8 protein-coding genes are annotated in these 11,572 nt (G+C 40.5%); 2 read left to right on the top strand and 6 right to left on the bottom strand.

Features of this window, described 5'->3' with window-relative positions; translation table 11 throughout:
- Positions 1-39: 39 nt before the first annotated feature.
- The 4 genes from B157_RS0107315 to B157_RS0107300 form a co-directional block, all read right to left on the bottom strand.
- Positions 40-690: an AAA family ATPase gene (locus B157_RS0107315; RefSeq protein WP_020602708.1), complete on the bottom strand. Its 651-nt coding sequence runs from the start codon at positions 688-690 to the stop codon at positions 40-42.
- A 102-nt stretch (positions 691-792) separates the two neighbouring features.
- The gene (locus tag B157_RS0107310; protein WP_020602707.1) at positions 793-1,152 is read right to left on the bottom strand and encodes a helix-turn-helix domain-containing protein; all 360 of its coding nucleotides are present in this window, start codon (positions 1,150-1,152) and stop codon (positions 793-795) included.
- Complete coding sequence (locus tag B157_RS0107305) at positions 1,136-1,447, bottom strand: type II toxin-antitoxin system HigB family toxin (protein ID WP_020602706.1); 312 nt, start codon at positions 1,445-1,447, stop codon at positions 1,136-1,138. Before B157_RS0107305 ends, B157_RS0107310 begins: the two co-directional genes overlap by 17 nt.
- Positions 1,448-1,560: 113 nt before the next feature.
- Positions 1,561-2,205, bottom strand: a complete 645-nt coding sequence (locus B157_RS0107300) for a recombinase family protein (protein ID WP_020602705.1) — start codon at positions 2,203-2,205, stop codon at positions 1,561-1,563.
- A 712-nt stretch (positions 2,206-2,917) separates the two neighbouring features.
- On the opposite strand from B157_RS0107300, the gene B157_RS0107295 reads away from it, so the two are divergent.
- Both B157_RS0107295 and B157_RS0107290 read left to right on the top strand, forming a co-directional pair.
- On the top strand, positions 2,918-5,989 hold the full coding sequence (locus B157_RS0107295) for an HD domain-containing protein (RefSeq protein WP_020602704.1): 3,072 nt from the start codon (positions 2,918-2,920) through the stop codon (positions 5,987-5,989).
- 948 nt (positions 5,990-6,937) lie between these two features.
- Positions 6,938-8,740: a hypothetical protein gene (locus B157_RS0107290; RefSeq protein ID WP_020602703.1), complete on the top strand. Its 1,803-nt coding sequence runs from the start codon at positions 6,938-6,940 to the stop codon at positions 8,738-8,740.
- Positions 8,741-9,213: 473 nt separating this feature from the next.
- Here B157_RS0107290 and B157_RS34670 read toward each other — a convergent pair whose 3' ends face one another.
- Together B157_RS34670 and B157_RS38905 are read right to left on the bottom strand one after the other, a co-directional pair.
- On the bottom strand, positions 9,214-10,863 hold the full coding sequence (locus B157_RS34670) for a type IV secretory system conjugative DNA transfer family protein (protein ID WP_169521688.1): 1,650 nt from the start codon (positions 10,861-10,863) through the stop codon (positions 9,214-9,216).
- A gap of 98 nt (positions 10,864-10,961) precedes the next feature.
- Positions 10,962-11,572: DUF5712 family protein (locus B157_RS38905; protein ID WP_020602701.1), on the bottom strand; the 611-nt coding region annotated here is incomplete at its 5' end.

The following is an 11,572-nucleotide window of genomic DNA, read 5'->3' as shown; positions in this document are numbered from 1 at the left end:
ACTGCCTTCTTTTTAGGTGGTGCTGATACGGCCATAAGGTTATTTTTTAATGCCTGTGACGTGACTGAATAACGCTTCCACTTCGACAACGGCTTTGTCGTCTGTAGGTATCATTTCAAAAACAGATAGCCCTTTGCTAGCCGCTGTGGCAAAAGCCTTGCGATTAATAATCGGGTGATCTACAAAATTCAATTCTTCATTATCGCGTAGAACCTCAGTTGCTTCGTTATTGTCGGCTCCACGCGTGTCGGCTTTATTGAGAAAGGAGTAAACCTGTAGGGGTACGGATCGGCTCCCCTGGATCTCGCTTAACAGAGCTTGTACTTTAGAAAGCGTCCAAATCTCATAGCTGCGTGGGGCAAAAGGAATCAAGTATACGTCAGAGACAAAAAGCGCAGCCCGCTGGCTGGCCGTGTCGCGTCCTCCGGTGTCAATAACAATATGATCGTACTTGGGACGTAGTTGTTCGATCTGTCGGCGAACGGTCGGGCCGTTGAGCTGTACAAGGGTATACCCTAGCTGGCCTTTTCTGGTCTCCTCTCGCCAGGCGGTAAAATCACTCGCGCTTTCCTGCTCGTCTGCATCTACCAATAAAACGTCTGCTCCACGTTGAGATAGCCATACCGCTAAATTTGTTGATATAGTGGTTTTACCCGTACCGCCTTTAATTCCTCCTACAGTGAAAATCATGTAGTTACCTATCTTTTTAAGGTGTGTTCTCTGGTGTCAAATATAACCTGTTTTAAGGTGTGGAAGCACACTTGTAAACAGGTGTAGTTAAGCATCATAAATTTAGTAGGCAGCAATTAGGCTTTCAGCAGGAATGCCGAGGATAGCATGAAGCTTGCGAATCATATCCAGGCTGAGTTTTCGCTTGCCGCTTAATATTTCCGACTGCCGGGCACGGGTACCCAAAATCTTAGATAGTTCGCTCTTTTCCTTGCCCAACTGCTCGAGTCTAAACGTAATCGCATCAATGGGACTGGGGGGCGCAATCGGGTAGTGCTTCTCTTCGTAATATTCGATGAATAACGAAAGAGCCTCCAGCTCGTTCAATTCTGGCGAGTCGTCAGCCAGATCCAATTGCATAAGATTATAAACACGCCCTAAAGCATCTTCGTACTCCCGCTCGTTCTTAATTACTTTTAACATAGCTGACCGTTTTTACATCTACCTTAGAATACTCCGCGTGCGTACCAATCCAGACGATGTACACCTGACTTAGCCGAAACTCAATATCCGCCACGAGTCGATACGAGTTTCCTTTTATGTTGAAGACGAACCGCTTACCAGTGATCACATCAGCACTCGGATAGACGGCAATTACATCGCTAGGCTTCTGCCAATTGGCGGCTTTTACTTCCTCGGCAAAGGCTTCTAAACTTCCTTTGGCGCTGGCGTGAACCGTGTAGAAATTGACAATGGTTTTTTTAGCGATCAATCGCATAGTAGGACCGGTTCATGAGTGAGCTTTGTTACAGGGCGGGTCTATCTACGAATTCCCTTACCAATTGCTCCCAAAACGGGAACAATTGTAGGGGTAGAAAGTTCAGAAATGATCTAAGTCAGCCGCTTTAAAATAGCATACACATTCGGTATATGCCATTTTCCATTTGATCTATAAGTAGGTGTTTGTTGCCGGTTCAATTCGTCTCTAATGGCTCTAACCGTCTTGAACCCCGCGGCCTGTAAATGCTCAATGGTTGGGCGCAGCTTCTGAGCAAATTCTACCGCTGCGGCTGCATTCTCCTGGCTCAATACCTCTTTACCATATTTCCCTAACTGTACGCCACGTCGTTTAGCGGCTCCTAACGCGTCCTTCGTTCGGATGCTGATCTGTTCCCGCTCGTGCTCCGCGAATGCGGCCAATAGGTGTACCATAAACCGGTTTGCGTGGGGGTTATCAACCGCCTTAAAATCAACCCGACTTTCCATCAGGTTTGATATAAAGGCAACGTTACGGCTCAACCGATCCAGCTTAGCAATAACCAACGTAGCCCGTTCTTTACGGCACTGAGCAAGGGCGGCTAATAACTCAGGGCGTTGACTTTTCTTTCCACTCTCGGTCTCCGTGAAGGTGGCCACAACTGCGTACCCCTCCCGCTCGGCAAAATTGCCTACCGCTGCGGCTTGGGCTTCCAGCCCTAAACCACTCTTGCCCTGGCGATCCGTAGAGACTCGGTAATAAGCAATCGCTTTCTTCATAGTAGATAAAGACAAGTAGGGGCTTTTGTTACTATACATACGTCCGTATACTTAGTAACAAAACAATCATAAACGACCATTTACAATTTGTAATAATATTCACTTATGGGGTCTCTTTGCAAAATCGTACTTAGATCATCATCTTGTAGCTAATATTAGCTTAATCTGCGATAGACAGCATTTTATGCTTGAAAGAAGACCATTTTGCAGAATCGTATACAATCCTTCACTTGGAAACTTGGATTCAAAAAGTTGGTGTCACGAACCGAAGAACTGAATCCTTTTTGGCCCTAATTTATGCCCCCATTTTATAGTGTATTTTCAGTATGTAATGCAAGTAATGATTTGTTTTTCAAAGAGGTACGTCTTTTTTGAACCTGCTGATGAAATAGACGAACCCCCATCTTTTTCTCTTGTGCTCGGATCTTACACTGTTTACATTACTCGAATACATCAGCGTAGCACTGAGCCAATGATGCGATGAATTTATCTACAATCCACAAAGGTGCCTCTATGACCTTTTCCACATACTTGGCAGCCTTCTCAATTACTCTAAGAGCATCTGTCTCAACACCTCAAACTGACCAAGGAACAAAGGCAACACTCGTACTAGATGATTAACCAATTTTCACTTGCCTTTCAGTAAGTGTAGTACTTAGAATACTTTTTGCCGTACAATTAACAAAAGGGTTTATATATCAGATAAAACAAGATGATTAACAATACACTATCAAGTAAAGCAGAAAGAGAAGCAATGAAGGCAGAAGACTTAACTGCTTTTGGAGGCATCAAACTTCTACACATTAAGTCACAACTCACAATCATACTAAATCAAATTGGTAGAGGTGGAATATTTGATGAATATACGAAGCACGATATAAGCCATATTAATTATATGCTCGATTCTTTAGATTGGATAATTCCAGAAAGAACTCAAAATATAATGACGCCAGCAGACTGGTTGATGATCGTTCTCTCTATATATTTTCACGATCTGGGCATGTTAGTAACTAAAGACGAATTTAATAAACGAGAAAAATCTAACTTTACTACTTTCAAGGATGAAATAGAAAGAGGATTATATGGAAATACATTTAGAGACAAAATTAATTCTATCAAAGATACTGATAGAAAAGAAAGGTTTATTTATCAAGAATTAGTAAGAAGAACTCATGCTGAACGAATAAAATATTGGATATTAGATGAAAATAATCCAAATTTTGAAAGTGCAAATGAAATTGCAAGTGAGATAAAAAACCTAATAGGAAGCCTCAGTTATATGTTCAGAAGAGATCTAGCATATGTCTGTGAAAGTCACCATTTATCTGATTTAAACAATTTAGAGAAATATCAGTTAAATCAACCATATGGCTCATTGCAAGGAGAAGAGGTTAATTTACATTATGCTTCTCTCATCTTGCGTACTGCCGACTTATTACATATAACGTCTGACAGAACGCCCACGGTAGAGTACAGGTTGATTAATCCATCTGATCCTATTAGCCAAGATGAATGGGCAAAGCAAAAAGCTGTTACGAAAGTCAGGCCACAGTCTAAGAAAAATAAAGATGGAAAAATAGATAATACTTTAGATAAAGATACTTTTGAAGTTGTTGCCTTTTTTGAAGATGAAAATGGCTATTTTGGCCTTATATCTTATCTAAACTATGCTGACAACGAATTAAAGAACAACTACAGATTTCACGAAATAGCCAAACAGGTTGCGGTATCTAGTTATGAGTATCCTTGGAAACATATAAATGATTCTGGTATACAAACTAAAGATTTTGACAAAAGACAATTTGAATTTGTATTAGATCAAAATAAGATACTTGATCTATTAGTTGGACACACTTTGTACAACAATCAGGCAGTTGTATTGCGAGAATTAATTCAAAATTCCATTGATGCATCTAGATTGAAAGAATATCAGCTAAAGCATAAAGGCATAGATTATAATCCTGAAATTATAATTGATTGGGATTTGAGTAATCGTACTTTATCGTTCATTGATAATGGTACGGGAATGAACATGGAAATAATTCAAAACCACTTATTGAAAGTGGGGTCATCAAGATATCAAGACGAAAATTTCAAAAAAGAGTTTCCAAATTTTTCACCTATAAGTAGATTTGGAATAGGACTCCTGACATGTTTTCTTATTGCTGACGACATGGACATAATAACTAGAACAGAGGATACAGATAGAGCTATACTATTGAAAATAAGAAAGGTACACGGAAAGTACTTATTAAAATATTTAGATGCGGCTAAAACCAAAGAAATAATTCCAACTCACGGAACTATAGTAAAATTATATGTAAGATCAGATGTTAATTTATCTAGAATAGAGAAAGAAGTAAAAATGTGGATAACAATTCCGTCTTGTAAAGTAACTTTAAACAATGACGGTGAAGAAATCAAAATAGGTTATCTAAGTCCTACCGATGTCATAAATAAATATTTAGAAAGCATTGGATATAATTTAAACGAGGGTAAAGTTAAGGTTGTTGAAAAAAGCATAAATGGTATTCAACTTGCGTACGCACTAAAGTATATTGACCACTTTAAAGAATGGGATTTTCTTGATTATAAAGAAAGGAATGATGTAAATAATTTTGCTGTTGGAATATGTGTGGAAGGTATAAAAGTAGATTTCAATACTCCGGGTTTTATTGATAAAAATTTGGTGTCAATTTGTAACATTACAGGTGTTAATGCACCGAAAACAGATGTTGCAAGATCTAACATCGAATTTAGCGGAGAAAGCGAAATTCTCTATAGAACGTTATATGAAATATATTTGCAACATTTTCAGGAAGAGTTTAATAATTTACGAAAAAGTAATTTTTCAATTTCTTGGGCTGCTAAAGAAATTAACTATTTACTTAATATTTTTGCTAAAAGTGATAATTCACCGAATAGAGACTCGAGGATTCAATACAAGGTAGCTTTTGACGAAGCATTAGCTAATTCTAATTTCATATTAGTTGAAAAGAACAAAATTAGAGAAGTAATTAATCTGAACATGATGATACGCGAAAATCACTTCTGGACAATAGATAGTGCGTCATATATGTCAGCCAACCAATTAGTCAAGGAGGCTAAAAATTCAAACACTTCGGCCTTGTCATTGATGACTACTCTTTTCGGCAATGATGAAGCTCAAATTAACCATATCAATAATTTATTGTGCAGTTTGAACTTCTATAGTGTTATCAATGAAATGATTCTTAATATATTTCAAGTAGATGCAATAAAAATTATTCCGGAGCAAAGGAGACTAGATTTGCGTTGGAGCGTCATCAAAGATCGAAAAATTTGGAAACGTGTTTCACTTGATAATAATCGTCGGTTTGGAGTAGGAACAAATTTTTTTATTCAAATGGTAGATTTAGAACTACCTTTTGAATCACAACAAAATGTTATAAATTCAGATAAATATTTTTTTATATTAAATAATTCGGAAATCCACCCTTACTTAGTGAGTTTAATTAACAAGTATGCTTTGATAAAATCTACTGGTGAGGTAATACTTTCACTGGTATGTAGTATTATTAGCGAAGTCTATAAGTCTAAATCTTCAGATAGAAGTCAGGTTGAAGAGACCATTAACTCTTTTGAAAGGAAAGAACTTAGAGGCCGAAATATTAGCAGAACGATATGGAATGAGATAGATAAAGATGAGTTAATTGATGTTTTGTCAAGAACAATCTTTATAAAGTATGACATTACATTATGGTCTAGAAAAGATGAGCCGTTTAATGATGATCTTCCTTTCTGATAGATTTGTTCCGTAATTTCATATCTCAAAGCTTAGAATGGTTTTCAACACAAACTATTCGAAAAGAAATCTTATGTTGAAATCTAGGAGTAAGCAAGAACGTATTAAGGAATTTCAACTATGGGTAACTCTACAGAAAAGTACATAATTCGTCATTTGGACTACCTCTATTAGTTAATGAGTTAACTCTTTTGACTTTATGGCACCAATTTTTGGCATAATTTGTTCGAAAAATTCTTTAATCGTTTATGATCCAGAAAGTTATGACTTTTTGAATCATAAACGATTCTGGTAATATACTCGCTCAAAATACCAAGTGACGAATTATGTGATTTTCCGCAGAACTAATCAAGATAAGATTATTTCTTTCTTTGTATTACCTTCTTGTTTAAATCACATAACATACTCCATCTTATACAACAATCCCAAAAAAGTACAACATTTAGCCTCTTATTAGTTGGTGGTCTGACGTTGTACTTTAGTGAGATGAATAGGTTTTGTAACTAAAATCAAAATTATAAATACGGGAAATTTCCCCTATCGCTTTATATATATTATTCTGAGTTTTGTCTTAGACTTTAAGAGCCTATTTTTAAATAGGTTAAGGTACTAAATAATAGTATCAGTATATCATATAGATTAATCCAACCAAAGATTTATCCGTCAGTCCTGAATGCTCTAATGACCCAGTGATTTTATTTGCCTAAAAAATGTTTGGATCACTCCTAAAAGTGGTCAAAGTAAAGGAGTTATCTGATTTTCAGATGTCTACTATGCGCTGCAAGACCAAGCGGACATTTGCTTTGATGAACTGCTTCTACAGACTGATGGTCAAGGCCGCTTAGCAAAAATTATGAATGTGGGGGCACCTAATAAGAATCATTTGTGTATTTTCCCAATATTGATCAAGTGTTCAAATGTTTTAAACGCATTCTAAAGTATTTAAACATGAAACGACTTTTTACATTACTTTTTGGAGTTTTTTCTATTTGTACTACGTACGGACAATCTAATAGAATTTTAGGGGACTTTGCCTTTAAAAACCAAGTATATACTTATGAGTATATTAAAGAAGATACTGATATCTATTCTTTACTTGTTAGCCGGTCAACAAAGTTTTCACCATCCGGAGCAGATTCTACCACGGCTGATTCCGACTCTACAACCAAAGTTATTTTTGACAAATTCATTAAAGAAGAATTTGTCAAAGTTTTTTCTGACCAGATGAAGAAAAAATACAATATAACTGATACAACAGCATTAAACGAAATAGGAACTGAGGTCTTTTTTCGAGTTAAAGCAAGAAGGGAATTTGTAAATGATAATCCTTTAACAGCTTACCTTATACTGAAACGAGATACTATCTATAGCTTTTCTATAAGCAAAGGTCTTAATCAATATAGAGGCAATTTAAGAACCTTTAAACTAACGCATAAAATACACGATGTAGAAATAGAAACTGAAGATGGAACTATTAAAAATATTACCGCTAGGTTATTAAAAAATAGACCTATATTATCTAATCAAATAACACAACGAGACTTTTTAATTTTCAAAAATTTGTATCCTATAAGTATTTCTGGAAAATTTGATCCAGAGAGGATGGCAGATACATATCTATACTGTTTAGAATGCGGTGGAATCACTAACGTTTCGAGGTATGTTAAATTGGGAGATCTAGCCATATTAGATATCATATATGAAAATGATAAAGATGATTATAGCCCAGCAAATAGTAAAATTCATGTATCACCCCAAAACCCGATTGAAGAGTTAAGAAAAGAACGCCGCTCGAAAATAATAGAAGCAGCAGCATTCAGTGATTTTTTAGGCTTACGAAATGAAAGGCCTAATGGATTAATTCAATTTGAAGTGAAACGTAGATTTAACCTTTGGACAAAACATGCGCCTTGGAATAAAGAGAGTAAAATTCGTGAAGCCTCCTCCTTATACGCTTATGAGCCATATGCAATAAGAAACGAACCTTCTCTTTCAAGCAAGCCTGATTATTCAAATGCAGTTCGATTAGTTACTAAATCTGTTCAAAAAGGAGATAGTGTTAGAGTAGCCCAATACCAATATTCTACAAACCTAATATCTAGTCTCCCTTCGCTTGTTGATAGCTCGTCACTGTCATTCTCAGTACCAAAAAGGAGGCATAATTTTACTTACTATAATTGGTTTGGTTTTGTTGAGTTTAAGCTACTTTTTGCTAAACTAGAAGAAAAAAATAAATACTTAAAAATTACACAAAAACAGGACGTTAGGCCCATCGATTTGTACCGGTATCAGTTAATAAATTTTGGCGGTCAATTAAATATAGTGAAGCTTGTTTTTCCTCAAACTAAATTAACTTGGAATTGCTTACAAGTAGGACTTAATTGGCAAAGTAATAGTATTATCCGAAGCACTGATGTTTCTCGAGATACATTAAATTTTGTTAGTAGTGCTTACTATATGTTAAGTACAGGAGTTCTTTTCCGGCCAGATGGACGATTTGGAGCTAGTGCTGGAATAGATTATATCAGACCAAAAATTTGGGAACCTAGTTTAGTTTTAGAAAACAGAGGAGGCTTGATTAGATACAGCTTTGACGCTTATTTTAAACCCAATGATAATAACCGGATTTTTGCTAGGGCTAGATTTACTCGAGAGATTACTCGTAATGCTTTAGATTTTGCTCAAATACAAATCGGTTATCAGTTTGATATTTTTCAAGGAGTTGAAGATCCAAAAAAGTTTGAACCATGATAATATATTATTCTTTACAAGTGTTACACCGCTTGTACTTTGGTGGCAACTACCAAAGTACTGATTCCAAATAGTAGTAAATAACACAGTCCTTAAATAGGGTCAGAAAGTAGGTCCAATGACCATTCTTGTTTTTGCTTTATGAAACCGACTTTCTGACCTTAATTGATTGACAATCAATATATTGAATAATTAGGGCCATCCAAGTGACGAATTTTGTACGAAACGGCAAACATACCCGAATGTGCCCCCCCTATCTTATGCAGCTCTTCCGTACGGTAACTGCATGATCTGGTCCCGCTCCTAGTAACTCCGGCCCTTTTTTCCGTTAGGAAGCCAAATAAAGTTTGGTTTGGGGCGGTACATCGCAGTACCATAAAGGCGGGTCGATAGTGGCCATGGGTGGCCCCATCGACCCGCCTTTATGGTACTGCCTGCTCCCCGCTAAGGGGTTGCCGTAGGCAAATGACGGCCTAAAAATCTAAATTCTCGCCGGGGCTGGTCAGCTCGTCCCTTTTGGCCTGACCGTTGTGCATGTTACTATTCTTGGGTGGCTCCGTCTTAGTGACGTTGTGAGGTTGTTGGCGGTATAATAGGGTTTCTATTTCCTGCTGAATACGGAGAAAGTTTTGCTTTGTGTCCTGGTTCGTGACAATCGTAACCGGCACAATTTCGGGCAGGGGTCCCCCCTCGATAGCTTTTACCTGCGCTTTGAAGCTGCTAAAATCGGACTCCACTAGCTGCCCGTAAAACTCGCCCGTGTTCAAATCTAGTACGTCCTGAATGCGTACCCGGCTCCGCTCGGTGTAGCTGTGGGAAACGCTTCGGCCTTCGGTCGTCTCAAAACGGCGGCTGCTTTCGCTCTGGCCTTCAGTGCGCTGCTGCACGTCTTCTTTGCCCCATAGATCACTGATGTATTGCGCCGTTTCCCGGTGGCCAACTCGGCCGTAAAACTGATTGTTTAGGTTGGCTAACAGCGCGTCTTTTTTGCTGCGCCCGTACATGTCCTCTATTTGGCTGACATCCTGCGCGCCGTAAACCGTAGCTATGCGATTGCTGCGGCCGGTGGCGGGCAACTGATCAAAGTTGGGAATAAACAGCGTGGGGGCTTCGTCTAAAATAACGGCTGACGGGGCTTTATCCTGCTGGTTCATCTGCTTTAGGGCAACGGTGGCCAGCAAGGCAATGACCGGCGCAAACGTGCTGCTCAGGGTGGGCGAATTGCCCAGCGTCACAAACTTCGGGTTCTCCGGGTCGTTGATGTTTAGATTAAAATCATCCCCCGATAAGACCCAAACGATTTCTTTGGTATTGATTTTCCGAAGGGCCGTTTGCAGCGTGGACACGACGCCCGCCGTTTGCCCTTCGGCTTTGCGCTGGACCGATTCGCGTAAACTGGCAATGGTGCCCCGTGTCTCCGGGTTAGTCGATAACAGGGCTACTACGTCAGCGGTGGGCTGGAAGGCCAAGGCCATTACGTGGGGTAAGGTGCAGTACTGCGGGTGTTCTTCCCGTAAAAACCAGATCAGCGCGGTTAAGTAGCTTTGGGCTGAATCGGTCCAAAAATCGGGCTTCTTAATGGCTTCCGGTCGGAGATTGAATAAAATAGCCCTAGCGTACTCGTCGGCGTGGCTCTGAGTGGGCATGGTGGCCGGGTGCAGCGGGTTAACCCGGTGGGAACGGGTCAAATCCTCGAAGTTCACAAAGTAGAACCCTAATCCGCTGCGGTCCTGCTGCCGGGCGCGGGCGGCTACCCTGGCCAGGGTGGGGAATTTAAAATCATACAGTAAGCCCGTATACCCCTGGGCAATGGTCTGGCTGATAATCGGCTCAATCAGACTTTTACTTTTGCCCGCTCCCGCTCCGCCTAAAATAAGCACCCCCCGAAACGGGTTTACCAGGTTAATCCGGGGAACGGCGGGCGTGTGGGTCTCAATGATGTAAACGCTCTGCTGCACTTTACGCCCGGTCTGCGTGGTAGTGCTGGCCTTTCCAACGGTGGGGCCGCTTTGAGGTCTGCCCACTAGAAGCAGGTAGATCACGTAACAGGCTGCGCCGAACGCTCCGACATCCGCTAATTTAGCTAAACCGGTGTTGTGCAGTCCCAAGGTCGTAAAGACCATGCCCAACAAAAATTGGGCGGTCCAATAGACTACGCAAACGAGGACTATACCCCCTAAAATGTTCTTTACGTACTTGCCCATACTGGATAAGATGCCGGTTAACGGCCTAATGAGTTGGTTTGATTCATGGTCTGTTCCTGCGGTCGGGACTGCTCCCGGCTGAGTGGTGGCCGGGCCTGGTCGATCTGCGCTTTTATGGCCTGCTCGCGGGCGGCTAATCGGTCGGGCTGGTGCTCGCTTTTGGCGGCTCGGGCGTGGTCGAACGTTTCGGTTTGCTCCCGCTGGTAGCTGAATTTCTCGTCAAACGTGCGCTCGTTGGCCTGGATAAAATTCACCCGGTCGAACCCGTTGCCGATGGCTCCCCCCGCTTTGCGGTGATTGGTCAGCGGGGAGAGTGAGGCCGTGCGCTCTGGCCCTTCCTGCTGGCGTTCGGCGAAACGGCTAACAATAATATGTACATGGGTTTGGTCGCCCTCCTTTGGCTGGCCCTTCTGGGCGGTGCCTTCCTGTACGGCTTTATCCTCGTGGGTATGGCTGCGGCTGTACTCAATCTTGGCGTACCAAATCAGGTCTTTGCTTTCGATTCCCTTGCCAAAATTGGCCGCGTAGTTCTCCATCACGCCCCGCGTATAGTCGCGCAATTTGTCGGGGTCGTTACCGATGTGGGCCAATTCCTTTTGGCTGGGGTCGATGGTGAACGTATAAAACC

Source organism: Spirosoma spitsbergense DSM 19989, from assembly GCF_000374085.1.
GTDB lineage: Bacteria > Bacteroidota > Bacteroidia > Cytophagales > Spirosomataceae > Spirosoma > Spirosoma spitsbergense.
Note: the sequence above shows the minus strand (reverse complement) of the source record. Positions and strands in the feature narration are given on the sequence as shown.